Origin of the sequence: Mesorhizobium sp. CAU 1741 (assembly GCF_039839275.1) — a bacterium.
GTDB lineage: Bacteria > Pseudomonadota > Alphaproteobacteria > Rhizobiales > Rhizobiaceae > Aerobium.
In genome coordinates this window covers 563,119-586,764 of sequence record NZ_JBDOQP010000001.1, presented here as the reverse complement: position 1 = coordinate 586,764, position 23,646 = coordinate 563,119, and the positions used below count along the sequence as shown (strand labels likewise).

General features: G+C 62.6%; 25 protein-coding genes. 12 read left to right on the top strand and 13 right to left on the bottom strand.

Features of this window, described 5'->3' with window-relative positions:
• The first annotated feature begins 125 nt into the window (after positions 1 to 125).
• Positions 126 to 2,171 carry an elongation factor G gene (locus AAFN84_RS02855; protein ID WP_347512995.1) on the top strand — a complete coding sequence of 682 codons (2,046 nt, stop codon included), beginning with the start codon at positions 126 to 128 and terminating at the stop codon, positions 2,169 to 2,171.
• Between the two features lie 657 nt (positions 2,172 to 2,828).
• On the opposite strand, the gene AAFN84_RS02850 is transcribed toward AAFN84_RS02855, so the two are convergent.
• Both AAFN84_RS02850 and trxB read right to left on the bottom strand, forming a co-directional pair.
• Positions 2,829 to 3,725 (bottom strand): LysR family transcriptional regulator, encoded by an 897-nt coding sequence (locus AAFN84_RS02850; RefSeq protein WP_347512994.1) that lies wholly within the window; start codon positions 3,723 to 3,725, stop codon positions 2,829 to 2,831.
• A gap of 32 nt (positions 3,726 to 3,757) precedes the next feature.
• Entirely contained in the window at positions 3,758 to 4,732 is a 975-nt protein-coding gene (gene trxB, locus AAFN84_RS02845; protein WP_347512993.1) for a thioredoxin-disulfide reductase, read from the bottom strand.
• A 270-nt stretch (positions 4,733 to 5,002) separates the two neighbouring features.
• Between trxB and AAFN84_RS02840 the strand changes: the two genes are divergently transcribed.
• Positions 5,003 to 5,473 (top strand): Lrp/AsnC family transcriptional regulator, encoded by a 471-nt coding sequence (locus tag AAFN84_RS02840; protein WP_347512992.1) that lies wholly within the window; start codon positions 5,003 to 5,005, stop codon positions 5,471 to 5,473.
• A gap of 89 nt (positions 5,474 to 5,562) precedes the next feature.
• Positions 5,563 to 6,285, top strand: a complete 723-nt coding sequence (locus AAFN84_RS02835) for an FkbM family methyltransferase (protein ID WP_347512991.1) — start codon at positions 5,563 to 5,565, stop codon at positions 6,283 to 6,285.
• A 4-nt stretch (positions 6,286 to 6,289) separates the two neighbouring features.
• On the opposite strand, the gene AAFN84_RS02830 is transcribed toward AAFN84_RS02835, so the two are convergent.
• From AAFN84_RS02830 to AAFN84_RS02820, 3 genes are all read right to left on the bottom strand, one after another.
• Complete coding sequence (locus AAFN84_RS02830) at positions 6,290 to 7,243, bottom strand: hypothetical protein (RefSeq protein ID WP_347512990.1); 954 nt, start codon at positions 7,241 to 7,243, stop codon at positions 6,290 to 6,292.
• Between the two features lie 20 nt (positions 7,244 to 7,263).
• Positions 7,264 to 7,737 (bottom strand): transcription elongation factor GreA, encoded by a 474-nt coding sequence (gene greA / locus AAFN84_RS02825; RefSeq protein ID WP_347512989.1) that lies wholly within the window; start codon positions 7,735 to 7,737, stop codon positions 7,264 to 7,266.
• Between the two features lie 197 nt (positions 7,738 to 7,934).
• Entirely contained in the window at positions 7,935 to 8,285 is a 351-nt protein-coding gene (locus tag AAFN84_RS02820; RefSeq protein WP_347513777.1) for a DMT family protein, read from the bottom strand.
• Positions 8,286 to 8,386: 101 nt separating this feature from the next.
• Here AAFN84_RS02820 and AAFN84_RS02815 point away from each other — a divergent pair, with 101 nt between their 5' ends.
• From AAFN84_RS02815 to AAFN84_RS02800, 4 genes are all read left to right on the top strand, one after another.
• The gene (locus AAFN84_RS02815) at positions 8,387 to 8,815 is read left to right on the top strand and encodes a DUF3775 domain-containing protein (protein WP_347512988.1); all 429 of its coding nucleotides are present in this window, start codon (positions 8,387 to 8,389) and stop codon (positions 8,813 to 8,815) included.
• A 126-nt stretch (positions 8,816 to 8,941) separates the two neighbouring features.
• A complete protein-coding gene (locus tag AAFN84_RS02810) occupies positions 8,942 to 9,583 on the top strand; it encodes an extensin family protein (RefSeq protein ID WP_347512987.1) in 642 nt (213 codons plus the stop codon).
• Positions 9,584 to 9,657: 74 nt separating this feature from the next.
• A complete protein-coding gene (locus tag AAFN84_RS02805) occupies positions 9,658 to 10,494 on the top strand; it encodes an extensin family protein (protein WP_347512986.1) in 837 nt (278 codons plus the stop codon).
• Between the two features lie 64 nt (positions 10,495 to 10,558).
• Positions 10,559 to 11,866, top strand: a complete 1,308-nt coding sequence (locus AAFN84_RS02800; RefSeq protein ID WP_347512985.1) for a hemolysin family protein — start codon at positions 10,559 to 10,561, stop codon at positions 11,864 to 11,866.
• A 63-nt stretch (positions 11,867 to 11,929) separates the two neighbouring features.
• Here the strand turns inward: AAFN84_RS02800 and AAFN84_RS02795 are convergent, their stop codons facing one another.
• Positions 11,930 to 12,523: an NAD(P)H-dependent oxidoreductase gene (locus AAFN84_RS02795; protein WP_347512984.1), complete on the bottom strand. Its 594-nt coding sequence runs from the start codon at positions 12,521 to 12,523 to the stop codon at positions 11,930 to 11,932.
• A gap of 111 nt (positions 12,524 to 12,634) precedes the next feature.
• Between AAFN84_RS02795 and AAFN84_RS02790 the strand changes: the two genes are divergently transcribed.
• Positions 12,635 to 13,000 (top strand): helix-turn-helix domain-containing protein, encoded by a 366-nt coding sequence (locus AAFN84_RS02790; protein WP_347512983.1) that lies wholly within the window; start codon positions 12,635 to 12,637, stop codon positions 12,998 to 13,000.
• Positions 13,001 to 13,002: 2 nt separating this feature from the next.
• On the opposite strand, the gene AAFN84_RS02785 is transcribed toward AAFN84_RS02790, so the two are convergent.
• The gene (locus tag AAFN84_RS02785; RefSeq protein WP_347512982.1) at positions 13,003 to 13,398 is read right to left on the bottom strand and encodes an acyl-CoA thioesterase; all 396 of its coding nucleotides are present in this window, start codon (positions 13,396 to 13,398) and stop codon (positions 13,003 to 13,005) included.
• Positions 13,399 to 13,538: 140 nt separating this feature from the next.
• Between AAFN84_RS02785 and AAFN84_RS02780 the strand changes: the two genes are divergently transcribed.
• From AAFN84_RS02780 to AAFN84_RS02770, 3 genes are all read left to right on the top strand, one after another.
• Positions 13,539 to 15,155 carry a GMC family oxidoreductase N-terminal domain-containing protein gene (locus AAFN84_RS02780; protein ID WP_347512981.1) on the top strand — a complete coding sequence of 539 codons (1,617 nt, stop codon included), beginning with the start codon at positions 13,539 to 13,541 and terminating at the stop codon, positions 15,153 to 15,155.
• A complete protein-coding gene (locus AAFN84_RS02775; protein WP_347512980.1) occupies positions 15,152 to 16,369 on the top strand; it encodes a mandelate racemase/muconate lactonizing enzyme family protein in 1,218 nt (405 codons plus the stop codon). Before AAFN84_RS02780 ends, AAFN84_RS02775 begins: the two co-directional genes overlap by 4 nt.
• A 204-nt stretch (positions 16,370 to 16,573) precedes the next feature.
• Complete coding sequence (locus AAFN84_RS02770; RefSeq protein WP_347512979.1) at positions 16,574 to 16,804, top strand: hypothetical protein; 231 nt, start codon at positions 16,574 to 16,576, stop codon at positions 16,802 to 16,804.
• A gap of 57 nt (positions 16,805 to 16,861) precedes the next feature.
• On the opposite strand, the gene AAFN84_RS02765 is transcribed toward AAFN84_RS02770, so the two are convergent.
• From AAFN84_RS02765 to AAFN84_RS02755, 3 genes are all read right to left on the bottom strand, one after another.
• Positions 16,862 to 17,230 carry a hypothetical protein gene (locus AAFN84_RS02765; protein ID WP_347512978.1) on the bottom strand — a complete coding sequence of 123 codons (369 nt, stop codon included), beginning with the start codon at positions 17,228 to 17,230 and terminating at the stop codon, positions 16,862 to 16,864.
• Between the two features lie 117 nt (positions 17,231 to 17,347).
• Positions 17,348 to 20,218 carry an excinuclease ABC subunit UvrB gene (gene uvrB, locus AAFN84_RS02760; RefSeq protein WP_347512977.1) on the bottom strand — a complete coding sequence of 957 codons (2,871 nt, stop codon included), beginning with the start codon at positions 20,216 to 20,218 and terminating at the stop codon, positions 17,348 to 17,350.
• Between the two features lie 183 nt (positions 20,219 to 20,401).
• Positions 20,402 to 20,614 (bottom strand): cold-shock protein, encoded by a 213-nt coding sequence (locus AAFN84_RS02755; RefSeq protein WP_347512976.1) that lies wholly within the window; start codon positions 20,612 to 20,614, stop codon positions 20,402 to 20,404.
• Positions 20,615 to 21,238: 624 nt separating this feature from the next.
• On the opposite strand from AAFN84_RS02755, the gene AAFN84_RS02750 reads away from it, so the two are divergent.
• Positions 21,239 to 21,451, top strand: coding sequence for a cold-shock protein (locus AAFN84_RS02750; protein ID WP_347512975.1), 213 nt, complete (start codon positions 21,239 to 21,241; stop codon positions 21,449 to 21,451).
• Between the two features lie 99 nt (positions 21,452 to 21,550).
• Here the strand turns inward: AAFN84_RS02750 and AAFN84_RS02745 are convergent, their stop codons facing one another.
• The 3 genes from AAFN84_RS02745 to AAFN84_RS02735 form a co-directional block, all read right to left on the bottom strand.
• Entirely contained in the window at positions 21,551 to 22,192 is a 642-nt protein-coding gene (locus AAFN84_RS02745; protein WP_347512974.1) for an MBL fold metallo-hydrolase, read from the bottom strand.
• Positions 22,193 to 22,289: 97 nt separating this feature from the next.
• Positions 22,290 to 22,574, bottom strand: coding sequence for a hypothetical protein (locus AAFN84_RS02740; protein ID WP_347512973.1), 285 nt, complete (start codon positions 22,572 to 22,574; stop codon positions 22,290 to 22,292).
• Positions 22,575 to 22,706: 132 nt separating this feature from the next.
• Positions 22,707 to 23,600: a branched-chain amino acid aminotransferase gene (locus AAFN84_RS02735; RefSeq protein ID WP_347512972.1), complete on the bottom strand. Its 894-nt coding sequence runs from the start codon at positions 23,598 to 23,600 to the stop codon at positions 22,707 to 22,709.
• Positions 23,601 to 23,646 lie beyond the last annotated feature (46 nt).

Here is a 23,646-nt window from a genome sequence, read left to right as displayed (position 1 = left end):
CTGATCCCGCACTCGTGGGACGATGATATATGGCCCGGGACGGCCGTAGGGCCGTTGAGGCCCTGCGACGGTCGAAGGCCGGCCGCCGCTCATGAGGAAACGCGTGAGAGGGAGGTCAGGTCATCATGGGTAAAAGAGCCGGAGAACGACGCAAGGGACCGAAATGCGTAGCCATCGTCGGTCCCTTTGCGAGCGGGAAGACAACGCTTCTTGAAGCACTGCTGGCGCGAACGGGCGCCATTCCAAGACAAAACGCGGTATCTGCGGGCGGCACCGTCGGCGACAACTCGCCGGAGGCACGCGCCCACCAGATGAGCGTCGAGGCGACGTTCGCGACCACCGAATTCATGGGCGAGAGCATCACCTTCGTCGATTGTCCCGGATCGATCGAATTCGCATTCGAGACCCAGCCGATACTGGCTGCGTGCGACATCGCGATCGTCGTTGCGGAACCGGACGAGAAGAAGTTTCCCGCCCTGCAACTCATCATGCGGCAACTCGACGAAATGGGTGTGCCGCGCATGCTATTCCTCAACAAGATCGACCGCGCGTCGGCCGGTGTGAGAGACACGCTGAAACTGTTGCAGCCGGCCAGCACGACGCCGCTCATGCTGCGCCAGATACCGCTGCGCCAGGACGGGATCGTGGTCGGCTCGATCGACTTGGCCCTGGAGCGCGCCTATATCTACCGCGAGCACGCGGAGAGCACGATCGCGGACATTCCCGACGACGAAAAGGCACGCGAGATCGAGGCGCGCTTCTCGATGCTCGAGGCCCTGGCCGATCACGACGACGGTCTCATGGAGCAATTGCTGGAAGAGATCGAACCGCCGCGCGACGCGATCTTCGACGACCTGTCGGCCGATCTTCGCGACGGGGCGATCACGCCGGTCCTCATCGGCGCGGCGGAGAAGGGAAATGGCGTCCTGAGGTTGCTCAAGGCGATCCGGCATGATGCACCCGATGTCGAAGCCACGCGTGCCAGGCTGGGTGCTGATGGCGACAAGCCGCTGATGCAGGTGATGAAGACGCTCCACACCGCGCATGGCGGCAAGCTGTCGATCGCCCGCGTTCTCGCTGGCCAGGTGGCAGACGGCAAGGAAGTGACATCGTCGAGCGGTGCTTCCGGCAAGGTATCCGGTCTGTATCAGATGCTCGGCAAGGACCAGAACAAGCTCGCAAGTACCGGTGAGGGCGAGACCGTGGCGCTCGGCAAGCTCGACGCCATCGCGACCGGCGACACGCTGAAGATGGGGGGCAGCGTCGCCCCGCTCGTCACGCTGCAGCCGCCGTCGCCGGTCTATGTCGCTGCCCTGCGACCACGCGAGCGCAAGGATGACGTCAAGCTCTCCGCCGGATTGCAGAAGCTGGTCCAAGAGGACCCGTCGCTGTCGATGGAACAGAACCAGGAAACCGGCGAGACGATCATCTCGGGACATGGCGAGATGCATCTGCGGGTCACCGTCGAGCGCCTCGAAGGGAAATACCAGATCGCGATCGACTCGCATGCGCCCCAGGTGCCCTATCGCGAAACCATCCGCAAATCGGTCACCCAGCGCGGTCGACACAAGAAGCAGTCCGGCGGACATGGCCAGTTCGGCGATGTCGTCCTTGACATTAAGCCCCTGCCCCGCGGCTCCGGATTCGAGTTTACGGACACCATAACCGGCGGGGTCGTCCCCAAGCAGTACATACCTTCGGTCGAGGCGGGCGTCAGGGACTATCTGAGGGCCGGCCCGCTCGGCTTTCCCGTGGTCGATGTCGGCGTCAACCTCGCGGACGGCTCGTACCACACTGTCGACTCCTCCGACATGGCGTTCCAGCAGGCCGCGCGCCTGGGCATGAAGGAAGGAATGGCCGCCTGTTCGCCCGTCCTTCTGGAGCCCATCCTCAGGGTCGAAATCTACACGCCTTCGGATACGACCGCGAAAGTCACGGCACTCGTCCCGCAGCGCCGTGGCCAGATTCTCGGCTTCGACGGTAGGCCGGGATGGGATGGTTGGGACGTCGTTGAAGCCATGATGCCGCAAGCGGAGATCGGCAACCTCATCGTCGAATTGCGCTCGGCAACCGCGGGTGTCGCAACCTACGTGACCCGCTTCGATCACATGGCCGAACTGACGGGGCGAATTGCCGACGACATCATGAACGCCCAGGGAAAGGCTGCCTGAGGCGGGGGCCGAAAACGCAAACGGCGCCGGGTCTTGGACCGGCGCCGTTTGATGCAGACCACGATCGGATGAAACGATCTCGGCAGGTCCGCCGCAATGATGCCGGCGGGTGGCCGGCGGAAACTCATGGACGCAGTGAGCGTGACAGGCAAAGAGAGATGCCCCCATCTCGCAATGCCTGCATGCCTCACCGCGCCCTGAGCCGTACATAGGGGTGTTCTGGCCTCGCGTGCAGGTTACGTGGGGTTACGTGTCACCGTTACATGACCGGTACTGCACTGCAACAAAGCCAGATCGCGCTCTCAGGCTTCCCCTGTCACCAGCTCCGCTCCTGAAGCAGAGCAAAGCAGGGTTACCCGCCGTCCAGGTTGGACCGGCGCCAAATTCAGTTGATGAGCGGGAGCTAAAAGAAAAAAAGCCGGATCTGAAAGATCCGGCTGAGTCGTTGGAAGTGCCGTTAGGCTAAACCTCCAGAGGGGAACACTCGCGGGCGCTAATGGGAGGAGGAACGCGCCCGGGAGATGATTAGGATATGGGCTCTATCTGCTCAAATAGCAAGCAAGGTATTTTGCATTGCACCTATGCGAGCGTTGCATGGCTCAAAGAGGGTGCACTTTGACTATGCAGGGCGTGTGCACCGCACAAAAAATGCGCATGTCAGTATGACCAGCTTCGCGCCTTCGCGATCAGGAAATCCCGGAAGACGTGCAGCTTGACCTGGCTCTTCATCGCGTCGGGATAGCAGAAATAGGTGTCGAACGACGGCACTTCGGTCTCGGGCATGAGTTGGACGAGCCCCGAATCCTTTTCCACCATGTAGTCCGGCAGCATGGCGATGCCCGCGCCCTTTTGGACGGCGACCTTGATCGACATGATGTTGTTGATCTGCAGCGAGGCAGAGCGTTTCGATCCCTCCGGCCGGCCGGCTGTCTCCAACCAGTTCATGTCGGCCAGATGCGACGGCACCGGCTCGCCGAAACTGACGATCCTGTGCTGGTCGAGTTCGTCGATAATGCGCGGCTTGCCATGCTTGTTCACGTAGGACGGGGAAGCATAAAGGTGGAAATGCACCGTGAACAGCCTGCGCTGGATGAGGTCCGGCTGTTGCGGCTGGCGAAGCCGGATCGCGCAATCCGCCTGGCGCATTGTCAGGTCGAGTTCCTCGTTGGCGAGCAGCAACTGCAACTGGATCTCGGGATAGAGATCGAGGAACTCCTGCACACGCTCCGTCAGCCAGCCAGAGCCGAGCCCGACGGTCGTGGTGACACGCAGTGGTCCGGACGGCCTGTCCTTGGCCTCCGTCAGGCGCGCCTTGACGCTCTCCAGCTTCATCAGCACCTCATGTGCCGTGTGGTAGAGCGTCTCTCCCTGCTCCGTCAGCACCAGGCCGCGCGCATGCCGGTGAAACAGGGGCACGCCGACATCCTGCTCCAGCGCGCTGACCTGCCGGGATATGGCGGACTGCGACAGGCGCAAGGTCTCGGCGGCGTGCGTGAAAGAGCCTGCCTCCGCAGCGGCGTGGAATACGCGCAGCTTGTCCCAATCGAGAGCCATCGGACCCGTTCCCCTCAGCCAGCAGATCGCGACTATTCAGCCGCTTCCCTGTGTGCGTCCATTTCGGCGATGTAGCGCTCCGCTTCCAGCGCTGCCATGCAACCCATGCCTGCGGCAGTAACCGCTTGTCGATAGATGTCGTCGGTGACGTCGCCTGCGGCAAACACGCCGGGCACGTCCGTGGCCGTTGAATCGGGAGCCGTCCAGAGATAGCCGTTCGGCTTCTGCTTCAGCTTTCCCGCGAAAAGGTCGACGGCCGGAGCGTGGCCGATGGCCACGAACAGCCCATGGGTCGACATTTCGGTGATCTCTCCGGTGTTCGTGTTGCGCAGCTTGAGACCGGTCACGGATGGCGGAAGCGGTGCCTTGCGTATGTCGCCCACAATCTCGTCAACCGCGTGGTCCCACAGCACCTTCACATTTTCCTTCTTGAAGAGACGCTCCTGGAGAATGCGTTCGGCGCGAAACTCGTCGCGTCGATGCACCACCGTGACGCTGTTCGCCAGGTTGGAAAGGTACAGCGCTTCCTCGACGGCGGTGTTGCCGCCGCCGACCACCACCACATCCTTCCCTCGATAGAAGAAGCCGTCGCAAGTGGCGCAGGCCGACACGCCGAAGCCCATGAAGGTCTCCTCGCTCGGCAGGCCGAGCCACTTCGCCTGCGCACCGGTCGCCACGATCAGCGCATCGCAGGTAAATTCAGCGCCTGAATCGGTCTTGATCCGGAATGGCCTGACATCGATGTCCACCCTTGTCACCAGGTCCGTGAGGATCTCGGTGCCGACATGCTCGGCCTGGGCGCGCATCTGCTCCATCAGCCACGGTCCCTGGATGGGTTCCGCAAAGCCTGGATAGTTTTCGACGTCTGTCGTGATGGTAAGCTGGCCACCCTGCTCGAGCCCCGAAATCAGCACCGGCTCAAGCATCGCACGGGCCGCGTAGATGGCCGCGGTATAGCCCGCGGGCCCCGAACCGATGATGATGACGGGCGCGTGTCTCGCGGTCATGGTCCTGCCTTTCGACTGTCGGGACGCGCAGCGGCGCATCGCCTGAAACTGTAAGAATATATCGCGCTCAATTTAGGTGTTGTGACATGGCGGTTGCAAGGCGACGAATTGCTGCGGTGCGCAAAGGCTGGGGAGAAGTCTGCTCCATCGCGAAGAGTCGCGAGCAATCCCGACCCCGCTGCCCGAAATGCTTTGGATGGCCGTCGAATATCCGGTAGCGTCGCGCGCCAAAGATCAGAGATTCTAGCGCCCGCCCCCGGAACCAAAGACATGACGCTGAAGGCCGACCTCGACGCCATAGACTGGAAAATTCTAAAGGAACTTCAGGACGACGGGCGGATGACGAATGTCGAACTTTCGCGCCGCGTCGGCATTTCGGCTCCGCCATGCCTGCGCCGGGTCAAGCGGCTCGAGGACGCCGGCATCATCCGTGGCTACCGCGCACTTCTCAATGCACGCGAACTCGGGCTCGACGTCGTCGCGTTCTGCCTGATCGGCCTCCACCATCAGTCAGATGCCGAACTCAAGGCGTTCGCCGAACAGACGCGCAACTGGACGATTGTCCGCCGCTCTTGGATGGTCTCCGGCGAATCCGATTTCATCCTTCACTGCGTCGCGAGCGACCTGTCGACCTTCCAGACCTTCGTGATCGAGGAACTGACATCGACACGAAATGTCGACACGGTGCGCACGGCATTGACGATCCGCCAGGTCAAGGATGAAGGTCTCATCGCCATCTGAGATGCGCCGCCGCGCAACGCACTCTGGCCGGCGACGTGCATCTGCTCTATCAAGGCGAACGTAATCGGGTGATGGGCCTTGGGGGGATCATGGCTGCCAAAGACTTGCTCCAGCCGGCGATCTATCGCCATGCTCAGGAAGGCGATCTGGTTTTCGAGTTTCTGGCCCGCACGCCGGCCGGGATATTCGTCGAAGTCGGCGCCAACGATCCCGAAGACGGTTCGCAGACCCTGCGGCTGGAACAGAATGGCTGGCATGGTCTTCTCGTCGAACCGCTGCGCGAACACGCGGCAGACCTGCGACGTGTCCGCAAGGCCCATGTCGAAGAGGTCGCCTGCGGACCGCGCGACAAGCACGACACACTGATGAACTTCAAGGTGGCCGGGGTCGCCAGCACCCTTGCCGACGAATTCATCAACCACCGTGTATCGGAGCAGGAAGTCCGCGCCGTGCGGGTCATGACGCTGGACTCTCTTCTTGAAAAGCATGGAATCGACAGGATCGATTTTCTCTCGCTGGACGTCGAAGGCTACGAACTGCAGGTTCTCGACGGCTTTTCCGTGGAACGCTACCGCCCCGCTTTCATCCTCATCGAGGATCGCGTGCGCGACCTTCGGATTCACGACTACATGACCGCAAACGGATACAAGGTCGTGCGCCGCAGCGGTGCAAACGGCTGGTATGTGCCCGCCGCGACGGATTTCCCCGTGTCACTCTACGGACGACTGCAACTCTTCCGCAAATACCATCTGGAACGCCCGCTGCGCGGCGCCTTCTCGCGCCTGCGCCACCGGCTGTACCGGCGCGACTAGCCGATCAGCCCAGGACGTCTAACCAAGTGCGCCATCCGGGACTGGTCGCGTCGAGCGCCTGTTCGAAACTGCCCTGCGGGAAACGGAGCGGAACTGAGGCGCGGGCATCGGCGACAACCCGCCGCTTCTCGCTCACCGCCGCCAACACGCGGTCCTTGAACGTCGGCCGCATCGTGGCGCGAAGCTGCGGCAGGCTAAGCATGGGCGAAGCGCGCAATCGCCCGAGCTGACGCCAGTACCGGCCATCCGGATTGCTCTCGAGTTCGTAATTGGCGAACCCCTCGCCTTGCTTGAGGTATTTCAGGTGCCAGTAGAGGAAGCCGGAAAACTCCCGCTTCAAGCCTCCGCGATGAAAGCGCTCGTAGCGCCTGTCATGGCGGAACCAGGTGTCCGGCGAGACCTGGAAGAAGCCGATGTCCCCCGTGCCAGAGATCGTGGAAGTTGCAGGGGTGACCAGCGTCCCGGCCGTGTCGCGAGCAAGATTCAGCCCGGAAAAGCAGTGCATGACCCCATCGCTGCCAGCGGGCATGGTGCGAAGACTATCGCACAGGCCACGCAACAGTTCGGTGATCGCCAGATGGTCGTCGTCGAGCTTGGTCGCATAGGCGTAGCGCGTACGCGACAGCGCGAAATTGTAGTAGTTCACCAGGCTGTGGGGCGAATTGGCGGGCTCCGCCGCATGGGCAGCGCTGCCCGGCGGATGGACGCGATCGAGATAGTGAAAGACGCGCAGCTTTGGCCCGTATTCCTGCGCGAGGCGGGCAAGGATGTCGGGCGTCGCATCTGTGCACTGGTTGTGCACGGCCACGATCTCGTCGAACGCATCGATATGGGTGCGGATAGTCGCTTCGAGGAAATCCGCGCCGTTGCGGATGCGCATGAAGGCGCTCACGCCCGGCGGGCGCTCCCCCGCGCGCAGATCTCCGGGCTCGAAGACGTAGCCGGTGACGGTTTCCACGCGCGGGGCCGGGTCCGCGTTCAGACCCAGCGCAGTTCGACGATCTCGTAGCCGCGCGCGCCGCCGGGTGCGTTGACCTCGATCTCGTCGCCGACTTCCTTGCCGATCAGAGCCCGCGCGATCGGCGAGGAGATGGAGATGCGGCCGGCCTTCACGTCTGCTTCCTGGTCGCCGACGATCTGGTAGGTCTTTTCTTCCTCGGTATCGTCATCGACGAGAACGACGGTGGCGCCGAACTTGATCTTTTCGCCCGACAGCTTCGATACATCGATCACGTCTGCCCGCGCGATAAAGTCCTCGAGCTCGTTGACGCGGCCTTCGTTCAGGCTCTGCGATTCCTTGGCGGCATGGTACTCGGCGTTTTCCGACAGGTCGCCATGCGCACGCGCTTCCGAGATCGCCTCGATGATGCGCGGACGCTCTTCCTGCTGGCGCCAGCGCAACTCTTCCTTCAGCGTTTCGAAACCCCGGACCGTCATCGGGACCTTGTTCATGTCAATCGACCTTTCTGTCCTTTCGTTTTTTGCCCCCGCGCAGCATTGCGAGACACAAAAAGAAGACGGTCCGGTAGCCTCGGCCAGCGAACCGTCCAACGTTTGTCCGTCTAAATATAGCAATTCCAGTCCAATTTTCACGAAGAATCTTGGCGTCACGCTTCCTGGAACTGCAGGTTCGGTCGATCTGGTGCAGTTCAGGCCCGAAAGATCAGCGCCGCACCCGCCGCAATCAACACGAAGCCCGCCACGTGGTTCCAGGTGATCGCTTCACGGAGGTAGAAGACCGAAAAGACGACGAACACGGCGAGCGTGATCACTTCCTGGATGGTCTTGAGTTCGGCCGCGGAATAGACCGCATGGCCGATCCGGTTGGCCGGCACCGCCAGCCAGTATTCCGCCAGTGCGATCGTCCAGCTTATCATCACGACTGCATAAAGCGGGGCCGACTTGAACTTGAGATGTCCGTACCAGGCAAAGGTCATGAAGACGTTGGATGCCACGAGCAGCAGGATCGGCAGCACCTTGGGCGACAGCAACCACATCAGAATCACTCGCGAAGAAATCAGGGACTTCGCTCGATCGCACATCCACCTCGCCAAAATCACGCAAATTCCGCTATGATGAGCCTCGTTGCGTGGAGGAAACTGTGCAGAAGCCCGTCGAAAAGGAATGGGATCTGACCATCGATCCCGAAACCGTTCGTCTGTTCGTGCTCAAGGCAAAGGCGATCAGCGCCGCCCTCAACCACGACTATGAGGCCGGCGGGGAACACGAGATCGAACTCGACGATCAGTCGCGCGATGCGCATCACCATGACGGCCTGGCAGAAGAAGAATCGGAAGATCTCACCGAGCGCGAACTGCGCGCGCTGATCAACGACCTCAACGTCGACGAAGCCGCGGAACTCATCGCCATCGCCTGGGTAGGGCGCGGCGATTTCGATACCGCCGAATGGGACGACGCGGTCAGCGAGGCCCGGCAACGTGGACACGGACGCCGCGCTTCCAAATATCTGCTCGGACTGCCGATGCTGGGCGACTGGCTCGAGGAAGGTCTCGAAGCGATTGGCGCGTGAAATGTTGCCGCCTTCAAGCCGCGCACCATATTCCCTGACGTGAACAGATACGCACTCCTTTACGCATTTTTGCTTCTGGTCCTGCCCGCCGCCCTGCTGGCCCAGGAATCAGAACAATCGCAGACCTTGCCAGAGGAAATCGAAATCCCCTCGTCCCGCCCCGACGCCCCGGCTACCAAGGCTCCTGACCAGACTGTGCTGCAGTCCACGGCCGAAAAGATGCCGGCAGAAGAAGCCGCGTGCAGGCGAAGACTGCTTGCCACCGGAACGGTCTTCAAGGAACACGAGCCGCTATCCGATGCGTCAGGATGCTCCGCACCTTGGCCCCTCACAGTCACACGGCTGCCGGGAGACGTCGACCTCCGTCCCGAGGCCGTCATGACCTGCGCGATGGCCGAGGCGACGGCAGACTTCGTCACCGACCACGCCGAGCCGCTGGCCCGCGAAGTATTCGAAGAGGGCATTGCCGCCGTCAATCAGGTTTCGGCCTATGTCTGCCGGCCGCGCGCCGGCACCAGCACATTGTCCGAACACGCCTTCGCCAACGCGCTCGACTGGGGCAGCGTCGAACTGACGGACGGAACCACGATCGCCGTGCGGCACTACCGCCGGTCGGAGCCCCGCAGGGCAAGGCTGATGGCGGAGCTGCGGAAAGCCGCCTGCGGCCCGTTCAAGACCGTGCTCGGCCCGGGCACGGATGCCGACCATGCCGACCATTTCCACTTCGACATGGCCGAGCGACGCAACGGCGGCACCTGGTGCCGGTAGCCTCCACCTCCCGCTGAGATTTTGTTTACCCTTCGCGTTTACCGTGTCGGCCAGACCGCCAAACGGAAATCGACATGCCCAAAGTATTGCGTAAAGGGGCAGCGAAGCCTGATGCTGTTGCCGCTTGGCCGGCGCGCGTCGCGCTCACCGCGGCATCGGCCGCCATCGCCGCGCTCGCCTTCACCTCCTGTTCCGTCACCGACGTGCTGGTGCCGAAGGTCGACGTCGGCTTCCAGACGGCGTCCGTGGCTCCGGCCATGGCACCCCAGCCACAGCGCGGCCTTGCACGGCTGGCGCCGCCTGACGCGTTGATGGCTGCCTACCCGCAAATCTCGCGGCCACTGGCCGAACCGCAGAATGTCCTGCCTTCGAGCGAAGTCGAATGCCGGCGCCAGTTGCAGCGTCTCGGCGTCACGTTTCGCGACCTGACGCCAATCAACGATGGCGGTTCCTGCCGGATCGACCATCCGGTCCAGGTTTCCGGTCTGTCGGGCAACGTCGCGATGAAACCGGCTGCGACGCTGACCTGCGACATGGCGCTGGCGTTCGCCAGTTGGGCGAGCGACGAACTGACACCTGCCGCGCGCTGGCGCTATCTCTCCGGCGTCAAGACCATCCATCAAGGGTCGAGCTATTCGTGCCGCAGGATCGCAGGCACGTCCGTCGCATCGGAACATTCCAAAGGCAACGCGCTCGACGTGATGCGCATCGAACTGCGCAACGGCAAGGACATCGACGTTCGCAAGCCCGGCTGGTTCAGTTTCCGCGAGCGCGGCCTGCTCAACAATGTCCGGGCAGGCGGATGCGAGTATTTCAGCACCGTTCTCGGTCCGGGCTACAACGCCGCCCACGCCGACCACTTTCATTTCGACATCAAGAACCGTCGCAACGGGTATGTCGCCTGCCGCTAAACCGCAATGCGGGCGGACCGTTTTTTCCGTCGCATGACGGCAAATGCGATGCTATTGCATCCCCATGCTCACGATTGAAATCGTCACCGTCATTCTGTTGATCTGCATCAACGGCGTGCTGGCCATGTCTGAACTTGCAGTCGTTTCTTCCCGACCCTCGCGTCTCAGCGCCATGGCAGACCGCAATGTCGCAGGCGCCGCCACGGCAATGAAACTCGCCGCCGACCCGGGGCGGTTCCTGTCGACCGTCCAGATCGGCATCACGCTCGTTGGCGTGCTGTCAGGCGCATTCTCCGGCGCAACCCTCGGCCTGCGGCTCAACGCCTGGCTCATTGCCAATGGCGTTCCCGAATCGATCGCTGACCCCCTCGGCGTCGGCTCGGTAGTCGCGGCGATCACCTATGGCTCCCTCATCATCGGTGAGCTGGTGCCGAAGCAGATCGCGCTGCGCAACCCCGAGGGGGTGGCCTGTCGCGTTGCCCCGCTCATGCGGTGGCTGTCGATCATTGCCGCGCCGCTGGTCTGGCTGCTCGATGTTTCCGGCAAGATCGTCCTCAAATTGCTCGGGCAGGGTGGCGGCAACGACACCAAAGTTACCGATGAGGAGATCACCAGCCTCATCGCCGAGGCCGAAAGCCACGGTGTGGTCGAGAGCGACGAGCGCAAGATGATCGCCGGCGTCATGCGACTGGCAGACCGGAGTGTCAGGGCGATCATGACACCGCGCACCGACGTCGACTGGATCGACGTCTCGGAGTCGAGGGCCAACATGCGCAAGCGGCTGATGGAGACCACCCATTCCGTGCTGCCAGCCGGCAATGGCAGCGTCGACCAGGTCGTGGGCGTGATCCGCACGCGGGAAGCACTGGCAGCGCTGCTCGAACGCCAGGCTTTCGACGTCGAGACCCATGTCCGTTCTGCCCCCATCGTTCATGACAACGCCGACGCGCTGGACGTGCTGGCAACACTTAAGGAAGCCGACATTCCCATGGCGCTGGTCCATGACGAATACGGCGACTTCGAAGGCGTGGTGACACCGGCCGACATCCTCGAGACGATCGTCGGCGTGTTCAAATCCGATGCCGACGTCGACGACCCGGCAGCCGTGCAACGCGAGGATGGATCTTGGTTGCTGGCAGGATATGTGCCGACGGACGAGATGGCCGACATTCTTGGCGTCGTCTTGCCGGAAAAGCGCGATTACGAGACGCTGGCGGGCTTCATCCTGTCGCACATGCATCGCTTGCCCGAGGTGGGCGAATATGTCGAGGCGCTCGGATGGCGGTTCGAAGTCGTCGACCTGGACGGCCGGCGCATCGACAAGGTGCTCGCATCAAAGTCGAAGCCCAAGCCGACACACCGCGCTGCCTGACACGAAAAAGGCGCCCCGCATCGATCACGGGACGCCACTTCAGGAAACACGGATGGTGTGGTCTCAGGCGGCCTTGGCCGCTGCTTCCGCGCGGGCGGACTTCAGTGCCTTTGCCCACCAGCCGAACTGCTTGAGAAGATCGTCGGCCGCCTGGTTGAGGTGGGCGAAATCGCCAAGCTTCTTGTCGCCGGATGCGACCTGCGCATAATCGGCCCACACGATGTGAACGCCATTGCGGATCGGCGCCATCTGGAGCTCGATCGCGATCAGCCGAAGCTGCTCGACCGCGCGCGCGCCGCCGACGCCACCATATCCGACGAAGGCCGCCGGCTTGTTGTTCCACTCGTTGTAGGCGTAGTCGAGCGCGTTCTTGAGGACGCCGGTGGGGCTGCGGTTGTACTCCGCCGCGGTGAAGATGTAGCCGTCGAGGCTGGCGACCTTGTCCTGCCAGGCCTTCGCACCCTCGGCCTGTGAAGGCGCCCACGCCGGAGAGGCCTGCTCGTCGAAGAACGGCAGCGGGAAGTCGCGCAGATCGACGATCTCGACGTCGAACTCGCCGGTTGCCTTCGCGCGCTCGGCGATCCATTCGGCCGGCTTGTCACCGAAACGGCCCGGACGCGTGGAGCCGACGATGACTCCGATCTTTGGTTTTGCCATGGGGTTGAATCCTTTGCTGCAAACTGGGTATCAGAAAGAAACCGTTTTGGTATCCTTTCGATACCGGTGCATATAGGGGCCCGGTTTCGCAGTGCACAAGGAGGCACTTTGTTGACACTCAGTCACCGCGATGAAACCGCCTGCCAGGCGGTGAGCGACGTTCTTTCGCGCGTCGGAGACAAATGGACCGTTCTCGTCGTCGAGCTCCTGAGTGACGGGCCAATGCGCTTCAACGAGTTGCGCCGTTCGATTGGAAACATCTCGCAGAAGATGCTGACCACGACGCTGCGCGGGCTTGAACGCGACGGACTGGTCACACGTACCGTCTACCCCACAGTGCCGCCAAGAGTGGACTATGAGCTGACGGAACTGGGGCGCGAGTTGCGCATCCCGGTCAGGGCGCTTGCAGGCTGGGCACGACAGAACATCACGCGCATCAATAGCGCCCGTCAGCGCTTCGATTCGGATCGGGCCTGACGTCAAGCCTCCGCGGGTACGGGCGACGGCTTTCCCTCGTTGTCGAGAGCGACCATGATGAAATCCGCATGGGTGACACGCTCCATCAGGTCGGAAAGATAGCGTTGCGCCCATGCCTCGACACGCAGGGTCATCGAGGTACGCCCGACCTTGGTGATGTCGATATAGATGCACAGCGTGTCGCCGATCTTCATCGGCTTGGCAAACGACATCTCCTGAACGGCGGCTGTCACCACCCTGCCCTTGGCGCGCTCGGCGGCACGGATACCGCATGCAAGGTCCATCTGCGCCATGACCCATCCACCGAAGATGTCGCCGGCCGCGTTGGCGTCGGCAGGCATCGCCAATGTGCGCAGGGTCAGTTCGCCGACCGGGTTCGCTTCGTTTCTCTTGGCCATGGCTTCCTCGACATTGATGCTGACCTGACCTAGCGGCCGGTCGCATTTTTCACAAGCGGTGACGCGATGCGGTCGAGACACATGGGTCTTGGGAGCGCTACGCTCTGCCCACAACAGGCAGGTGCTCCCGCAGTCATTTCATGAAGCAGTTCGATTTCATCGTGGTCGGTTCCGGTTCGGCCGGTTCGGTCGTGGCCGATCGCCTTTCCGCGAACGGGCGGCACTCAGTGCTCGTGCTCGAAGCTGGCGGCAGCGATCGGCGCTTCTTCGTGCAGATGCCCTTGGGCTACGGCAAGACCTTCTTCGATCCGTCAGTGAACTGGAATTATCGCGCCGAGCCGGATCCGGGCCTAGCCGGCAATGCGGACCATTGGCCGCGTGGCAAGGTGCTCGGCGGGTCGAGCTCGATCAATGCCATGGTGTGGGTGCGCGGCCATCCGAGCGACTTTGACGACTGGCGAGAAGCAGGCAATCCGGGCTGGGGTTACAGCGATGTCCTGCCGATCTTCAGGGCCATGGAAGACAACGACGCCGGCGAGGACGAGTGGCGCGGGCGCGGCGGCCCGGTCCATGTCACCGAACTCACGCGCTTCGTCCATCCGCTTTGCAATCTTTACCTGAAGGCGGCGCAAGAAGCCGGACTGCCGTTGAACCCCGACTTCAACGGTCCGGACCAGGAGGGCGTCGGCGTCTACCAGATTACCACGCGTGGTGGACGGCGCATGTCGGCGGCCAGGGCTTTCCTGCGGCCGGCGATGAAGCGCCCGAACCTGCATGTCGTCACCGGCGCGCTGGCGACGCGCATACTGTTCGAAGGCCGTCGCGCGATTGGCGTGGAGTACATGCGCAACGGGCAGACCGTTCAAGCACTGGCCGGTCGCGAAGTCATCGTCTCCGCCGGCTCCGTCAACGCGCCGCAATTGCTTCAGCTTTCAGGCATCGGACCCGCGGCGCTCCTGCAAGAGCACGGCATCGAAGTGCACCACGCCAATGACCATGTCGGCGCGAACCTGCAGGACCATCAGGGCATCAACTACACGTGGAGAGCGAAAAACGCGACGCTCAACCAGCTTCTGCGCCCCTGGTGGGGCAAGCTGATGGTCGGCGCGCGCTATCTGCTGACGCGCGACGGTCCGCTGTCGATGAGCATGAACCAGGGAGGCGGTTTCTTCCGCACCGATCCTTCGCTTGCCCGTCCCAACATGCAGCTCTATTTCCAGGCGTTCTCGACCGTGCTTCCGAGGCCGGGAGAGCGACCTATCCTGTCACCCGACGCCTGGCCGGGCTTCTCGATCGGCCTCTCCAACTGCCGGCCCACGAGCCGCGGCTCGATTACGATCAGATCGGCTGATCCCTGCGAGCATCCGAGGATCGTCGCCAATGCCTTTTCGACCGATCACGACGTCGACGAGATGCTGGCCGCAGTGAAGTTCCTGCGCCGCATCGCCGCCTCGCCCGCCATGGCCAGCGCGATCGACGGAGAAGTCCTCCCCGGCCCTGACGTCCAGAACGACGAGGCGCTGATCGAGGATTTCCGCAAACGCTCGGGTACGGTCTATCATCCCGTTTCGACCTGCCGAATGGGACCCGATCCGGCATCGTCGGTCGTATCGCCGCGCCTGAAGGTCCATGGCGTGGACGGGTTGCGGGTGATCGATGCGTCGGTGTTCCCCAGCGTGGTCGCCGGAAACACCAACGCCGCAGCGATCATGACCGGCTGGAAGGGCGCAGACATGGTACTGGAGGATCACCGATGAAAATCACCGACGTGAAGACATGGGTGGTCGGGAACCCGCCCCCCGGCATCGGCGGACGCTACTTCATCTTCGTGAAGCTGACGACCGATGGCGGCGTCGTCGGCTATGGCGAAGCCTATTCAGCGACCTTCGGTCCGCACCTCACGGCGCGGATGATCGAGGACTGCGCGCAACGCTATCTCGTCGGCCGCGATCCGCACGACATCGAAGCCTTCTTTCGGCGCGCCTATTCGTCCGGGTTCTCGCAACGCCCGGACATCTCGATGATGGGGTGCGTCTCGGCGCTGGAAATCGCCTGCTGGGACATTATTGGCAAGGAGGCCGGCAAGCCGGTCTACAAGCTGCTCGGCGGCCGGGTCCACGAGACGCTCCGCTCCTACACCTATCTCTACCCACACGCCGGCAGCGTCGTGCCTGCCGAGGCCGAAGACAGGGATCGCAACGTCTACAATGATCCGGAACTGGCCGCCCAATGCGCGGTCGAATATGTGCGGCAGGGCTTCAACGCCGTGAAGCTCGATCCTGCGGGACCCTACACCGCCTTTGACGGCCATCAGCCTCGCCTCATCGACATCGACACATCTGCTCGCATGGTCGCCGCGATCCGCGAAGCGGTGGGCACCGGCGCCGACATCCTGTTTGGCACGCATGGCCAGTTCACCGCGTCGGGCGCCCTGCGCATGGCGCGCGCCATCGAGCCCTACGATCCTCTCTGGTTCGAGGAGCCGGTTCCGCCGGACATGCCCGAAGTGATGGCGCAGGTGGCGGCCGGCACATCGATCCCCGTTGCCACGGGCGAGCGGCTGACCACGAAATGGGAATTCGCCCGCGTCATTGAACTGCGTGCGGCGAGCATCCTCCAGCCGGATCTCGGCCGCTCCGGCGGTATATTGGAGACGAAGAAGATCGCCGCGATGGCCGAGGCCTACCACATCCAGATCGCCCCGCACTGCTATTGCGGACCGATCGTAGGCGCGGCCAATATCCAGCTCGCGGTTACATTGCCGAACTTCCTGATTCTTGAATCGCTGAAGACGTGGGATGGCTTCCACGCCACCCTGCTCAAGAAGAAGATCGAGTGGCAGGACGGCAACGTCATTCCCTCGGCCGAGCCGGGTCTGGGCGTGGAACTCGACGAGGCGGTGTGCGACGCGCATCCTTACGACGGCACGCACCTGCACCTGGACATGGCACCGACGCCGTTGATGCCCTGAGGCGTTCAAAAGAGTAGCTGCCCGCTCACTCCGGTAGCCGGATTCCGCGCGAAATTAATCAACAATTGTTTCAAGCCCGTCTTGCTGCTTCCGTAGCGTGATAATTCGCTTGATGTCGCCACAATTGCACATACTCTGATCAAGGGAGGCGACTTGACCGGGCAAAGACCAGGACGAAGTCGCACAGCCAGGAGGAGTCGAACGATGCCTGTTACTGAAACGAACGTACCGGCGCTCCGGGCTGTGTTTGCTCCGCATGAGCTGGCGGACATGCAGCCGGTGATCGATGCCGTGTGCATTGAGCTCGGTGTTACCATGCGCGAGAAGGCCCGGCGCGATGCCGTGGCAGAGCGCATCATGGCCGCATACAAGCGTGGCAGCCGCCTGCCGCTCAATATGGTCAGCGCCGGCCTCGCGGAGCATGCGGGCTACTAGCGTGTGAAAGCCTCGGCCTGAACGCGGCAGGTTGCGGCCGCTTGACATCATGTCGCGCTAGCGGCGTGGAGCGGGCTCGCTCGAGCGCCGCACGGCCCTTACCGAACAATTGCTCCCCACATGCCGGTGCGTCACGAGCGCGCCATTGATGCGATGCGTGCGCACGTCGCGATGGCAGTCCGCGAACTGGCGCCGTTCCGGCCGCCGATCGTAGCGGTCCCTTGCGCGGTTGTCATAACGATCCCTGTAACGGTCGTCCCTGTCGCGCGACCTGGAGCCCTGCGGCGCGGGCACCTGTGCAGTAACGATGCTCCCCGACGCAGCCGCCTCCGACATGACCGCGTTTGGCGGCATCGCATGGACCCCGATGATGAAGGCGGCGGTGAAGGATGCGACGAATGCTAGCGCTATGGACGGTGTTCTCATGGGCCGGAAGATGGGGCGGGTGCCAGGGCAGGTCAACCGGAACACGGATCACGAAATGTGCCCTTCCCGCCCCCTGGCCGAGTATACTTAACTAAGGGTTACTCACGCCGCGCGGCGTCAGCGCCCGGGCCTTCCGGTCTTTCTCGACCGCCTCGATTCCTTGCGCACCTCAGCGGGTTCCTCATAGGAGCCGATCCCGGCGCGTTCCCGCTTGACGGGCTTCGGTTCGCCATCGGTCTTCGTCGGCACCCTGCCCGGCATTGGCTTTTCCGTGCGCCCCACGGTCATCTCGTCGAGCGTGTTCTTGCGGAATCCTGAGGCGCCCGCCGGCGTCGCGTAATCGCCGGAGCGGCCCATCTCGTCCAAGTGTGGCTTGGCGAACAGCGATTGCTCGTCGGCGGTACGGTGGCGTGCCTTGCCCTTGTTGTGCTGGCCCTTGCGCCGCCCTGAATCGGGACTCTCCATCTCGACTTCGCGCGCCAGCGGGTCGTCCGAAATCGCCAGTTCCATCTCGCGAAGCCGCTTGACTTCGTCGCGCAACCTGGCCGCCCGCTCGAAATCGAGATCGGCGGCGGCATCGCGCATTTCTTTCTGCAGGTGCTCGAGATGCGCCTTGAGGTTGTTGCCGACGAGCTGGCCGTCCTTGGTGACGTTGGAGATGTCGGGGCGGACGTGATCGCGCTCGTAGACGGAGCTGAGAATATCGCCGATGTTTTTCTTGATGCTTTCGGGCGTGATGCCGTGTTCTTCGTTATAGGCGAGCTGCTTTTCGCGGCGGCGGGCGGTTTCCGCCATCGCCCGTTCCATCGATCCCGTGATCCGATCGGCGTAGAGGATGACCTTGCCATCCACGTTGCGCGCCGCACGGCCTATCGTCTGGATCAGCGATGTCTCGGAACGCAGGAAACCTTCCTTGTCGGCATCGAGAATGGCGACGAAGCCGCATTCGGGAATGTCGAGCCCCTCGCGCAGTAGGTTGATGCCGACCAGCACGTCGAATGCTCCGAGACGGAGGTCGCGCAGGATTTCGATGCGCTCCAGCGTGTCGATGTCCGAGTGCATGTAGCGGACCCGGACGCCCTGCTCGTGCAGATACTCCGTCAGGTCTTCAGCCATTCGCTTGGTCAGCACGGTGCATAAGGTGCGATAGCCCTTGGCGGTCGTCTCGCGAATTTCACCCAGCACGTCGTCCACCTGGCTTTTGGCCGGGCGAACTTCAACCGGTGGATCGATCAGGCCGGTGGGTCGGATCACCTGCTCGGCAAAGACGCCGCCAGCCTGCTCCATTTCCCAGTTGCTGGGCGTCGCCGACACGGCCACGGTCAGCGGGCGCATCGCGTCCCACTCTTCGAAGCGCAGCGGCCGGTTGTCCATGCAGGACGGAAGCCGGAATCCGTATTCGGCCAGCGTCGCCTTGCGCCGGAAGTCGCCACGATACATGCCGCCGATCTGCGGCACCGTGACGTGGCTCTCGTCAATGAAGACGAGCGCATTGTCGGGCACGTATTCGAACAGGGTCGGAGGCGGATCGCCGGGCCGGCGGCCGGTCAAGTAGCGCGAATAGTTCTCGATGCCGGCGCACGAACCTGTCGCCTCCAGCATCTCCAGGTCGAACCGCGTGCGCTGCTCCAGACGCTGCGCCTCGAGCAGGCGTCCCGCCTTCTCCAGTTCGACGAGGCGATGTTTGAGCTCCTCCTTGATCGACTTGATCGCCTGGTTCAGCGTCGGCCGCGGCGTGACGTAGTGCGAATTCGCGTAGATCTTGACGCTCTTGAGGTCGCCCGTCTTCGTGCCGGTCAGCGGATCGAATTCGGTGATGGTCTCGATCTCGTCCCCGAACATCGTGATCCGCCAGGCGCGATCGTCCAGGTGAGCCGGGAAAAGTTCGATCGTGTCGCCGCGCACGCGGAACGAGCCGCGCGTGAAGTTGATGTCCTGCCGCTTGTACTGCTGCGCCACGAGGTCGGCGAGAAGCTGGCGCTGGTCGAGCCGGTCGCCCACCTCCATCTGGAAGGTCATGGCTGTATACGTCTCGACCGATCCGATACCGTAGATGCACGACACGGATGCGACGATGATCACGTCGTCCCGTTCAAGCAGCGAACGTGTCGCCGAGTGGCGCATGCGGTCGATCTGTTCGTTGATCGACGATTCCTTCTCGATATAGGTGTCGGTGCGCGGAACATACGCTTCCGGCTGGTAGTAATCGTAGTAGGAGACGAAATACTCGACCGCGTTGTTGGGGAAGAAACTCTTGAACTCGCCATAGAGCTGGGCCGCCAGGGTCTTGTTTGGCGCCAGGATTAGTGCCGGCCGCTGCGTTGCCTCGATCACCTTGGCCATGGTGAAGGTCTTGCCGGAGCCGGTTACACCGAGCAGCACCTGGGTCCGGTCGTGCTCCTTCACGCCGGAGACGAGGTCGGCAATCGCGGTCGGCTGGTCGCCCGAGGGCTTGAACTCGGTTTCCATCCGAATGGAAAGGCCACCCTCCGACTTGTCCGGCCTTGCCGGCCGGTGCGGCACCCATGCCTCCTTCTGGAGATTGGGATCGCCGCCTTCTATGAGCCTGGACAGGGCCGCCACCGTGGCGGTGACTCCCGAAGACGACAGGCTATCGACATCCTCCAGCGCAATATCCAGCCCGGCGACCGGGTTGAGGCCGGCAGCCGCGCGATCCTTCGGCGAGGCAGCTCCGCCCATCGAGGTGCCCCGCGCGGAGCGCGTTGGAGCGGCGGATCTTTCAGGAACCTTCTTAGGCGATTTTGTCGCCGGCTTCTCGGCCTCGTCGGCAATCTGCCGCGCCCAGTCGGAAACCGATCCGGTCAATGGCGCACCTTCGAACGCAGCCTGCGGTGACTCATCGAACCCGCCGGGATGGAGCGGTTCGGAGGCGTCGAGATAGTCGGTCAGCGGGCTCTTGCGCGTGCGCGCGCCGAAACCGGTTTCTTTCGCGCGCGGCGCGGTCTTCTTCTCGGGAGTTTTGGCCATGGTCGGAATATGGGTGGAGTCCGGCGCGATGGGAAGCCCCGGACGACCGGACACACGAAGCCGCTGCAACTTGCTGACAGCAGGCTGTCAGGAGGGCCCTCGAAATCTACAAATGAAAACGGCGCGATATCTCGCGCCGTCCCCAACGTTCAATGTCGCCGGATTGGACCGGCGCAGCCGTGATCAGGCCGCGGCGAGGTTGACCGCCTTGGGGCCCTTGCCCATGCGGTCAGGCTCGACGTCGAAGGTGACCTTCTGGCCATCAACGAGCGTGCGCATGCCCGAGCGCTCGACCGCCGAGATGTGCACGAAGACGTCCTTCGCGCCATCGTCCGGCGTGATAAAGCCGAAGCCCTTGGTTGCATTGAAGAATTTAACGGTGCCGGTCTGGGCCATGGGGAAAGCTCCTGTTCCCTTGGTAAGCTGCGTCTGCGCGACATGCGCAGGGTCGCGGTCGTCGAGAGTTCACGGTACGGGGAAAGGGCGTCAGCAACGGTCCAGTCTCCGGGTCAGCAAATGCCCGAACAATCGCTTTCATCGCACGGAACTGGGGCAAGTACAAGGACCCGTTGGTCCAGATGTAAAGTCTCCCCTTCGGCTATAGTTTGATCGAGCCCAAGCTCATCGCCACAGCGCGAGTCTCGGAGGGACTCGATGCTCTGTCATGGCCGTTGCCACGGGCGCCCGCGGAAGACCACAAAAAGTAACATGTTAAGGAAGTTTGACGCGCTGGCGCGGCTGCGGCGGTCACAAATCTTTTGCTTGCCGCGCGAAAAAAAATGAAGGAAACTTTGCTCCGTTCGGGCGTTTGCCGGCCCGGAGACTGGAATAGGATGCCTCGGTGCAACTGCAAACTAGCAAGCCCCATCAGGCCGCGCTGACCAGGCCGACCGCGAAATGAGAGGGTTTCGGCAAAACCCCGGCGCGATGAAAGCTGTTTCTTCTCCCCCAGTAAAGGCACGAGACTAAGCAGGCATGACGACCCTGCAAGAATAACCAGTGGGAGATAAGGAGCATCCCATGCCCCAGAGCGGAACAGTAAAATTCTTTAACCATGCCAAGGGTTTCGGTTTCATCACGCCCGATGACGGCCAGAAGGATGTGTTCGTTCACATCTCGGCGGTGCAGGCATCGGGCCTTACTGGCCTCGAGGACGGCCAGAAGGTGAGCTTCGAAACCGAGCCGGACAAACGTGGAAAAGGCCCGAAGGCGGTCAATCTGACCGTAATGTAAGGCAACCGCGCATTCGGGCTGGCATTCTGACGATCGACCCACGCCCCGCTGGTCCGGTGGAGCGTGATCCAGCAGGTGTTGGCTGCTCGAAAAGCGGCTTCATACCAGGAATGGATTGCTGCGCCGCTCATCGCCGAAACGGCCGCCCGGGCCGTGGCCACATATGAAGCCGATCTCGTCACCGAGCGGCAGAAGCTTGTCCTTGATCGATCGGATCAGAGTCTCGTGGTCGCCGCCCGGCAGGTCGGTGCGCCCGATCGAGCCGTGGAAGAGCACGTCACCGACATGGGCGAAGCCCGCCGCCCGGTTGTAGAAGACGACGTGGCCGGGCGCGTGACCCGGACAGTGCAGCACCTCGAACTCATGCCCGGCGAACGACACCGTCTCCCCTTCGGACAGGAAGCGGTCCGGCGTGCAGTTTTGCACCGCGTCCGTCAGCCCGAAGCGCTGCCCTTGCGCCTCCAGGTTTGCCAGAAGTGGGGCATCCGCCTCGTGCGGCCCGATGATGTCGACGCCGATCGCCTCCTTCAATTCCATCGCGCCTCCTGCGTGGTCGATATGGCCATGAGTGATCCATATCGCCTCAATTGTGAGGCCGTTCTCAGCGATGACGGCGCGGATCTTCTCAATCTCGCCGCCGGGGTCGACAACCACGCCGCGCTTGTCTGCCTCGTCAAACAGGATCGTGCAGTTCTGCTGGAACGGGGTGACGGGAATGATGCCGGCTCTCAGTTCGCCCATCGTGATCTCCTTTTGTCGCTGCCCCTGCATAAACGGACACGGATTATAACGAAAAGGGCGGCGTGACCGCCGCCCCGGACTTCTTAACGTGGAACTGCTATCTATTCTTCATGACGGCGCCGACAATCGCGGTCAGGATCGCGCCGCCGCCAAGGCCGCCGATGGCATCACCGAGCAGACCGCCCATCGCGCCGCCGGTTGCGGCATCGGCGCCACTGCCCAATAACATCCCCAGCAACTGACCGCCTGCGACACCGCCGATGGCGCCGCTCAGGATCTTGGGAAGCTGGCTCATCGCCGCCTGTTTCATGGCGGCCCCAACAGCCTGGCCACCGATGACACCGGCGATGATCTGCGTGATGATTGGAAGAAGTGCTTCCATGGTTGTCCCTCCTAGGAACCGACTCGATGCGTCGGCACACGGATGGAACTCCTGATTTCCGACAAAGTCAAAACGGTGGAACAGAGCTAGTCCAGCACTGTTCCACGAATGATATTGTCTTCGGCGATGTCGTTATTCTGCGGCAACCGCCTGCTTCGGCTGAACTTCCGCCATGTAGTCGTTCATCAGGGTCCTGGTGATCTCGCCGACCTTGAAGGTGTAGGGCCCGATCTCCGACACCGGGGTGACTTCCGCAGCCGTGCCACACAGGAATGCCTGCTCGAAACCTTCGAGTTCCTCCGGCATGATCGCGCGGACCACGACCTCGATGCCGCGCGCCTTCGCAAGTTCGATCACGGTGCGGCGGGTGATCCCGTCGAGGAAGCAGTCAGGGTCCGGCGTGTGCAGCTTGCCATCCTTGACGAAGAAGATATTCGCCCCGGTGGCTTCGGCGACCTGTCCGCGCCAGTCAAGCATCAGCGCGTCGGCATAGCCCTTGGACTCGGCCGCGTGCTTGGACAACGTGCAGATCATGTAGAGGCCCGCAGCCTTGGACTTCGACGGTGCGGTGCGTGGATCGGGGCGCCGATATTCCGCGATGTCGAGGCGGATGCCCTTGAGCCGCTGCTCAGGGTCGAAATAGCTCGGCCACTGCCAGATGGCGATCGCGCAATTGATGCGGTTGTGCTGGGCCGACACGCCCATCATCTCGGAGCCGCGCCAGGCAATAGGACGAACATAGGCATCGGAGAAGCCCTGCATCTTCAGCAGTGTCCGACACGCGTCGTCGATCTCGTCAACCGAATAAGGAATCGTGAAACCGAGGATACGGGCGGATTCGTGCAGGCGCTGCGTATGCTCGGTCAGCTTGAAGATCTCGCCGCCATAAGCGCGCTCGCCCTCGAATACAGAGCTGGCATAGTGAAGACCATGTGTGAGTACGTGAACCTTGGCGTCCGCCCATTTGACGAATTCGCCATTCATCCAGATGTGACCGTCGAGCTGGTCGAAAGGAACGGATGCCATGGAAGTCTCCCTAGAAGCTGCTTTTTGTTGGACGCGCGGCGCGCAC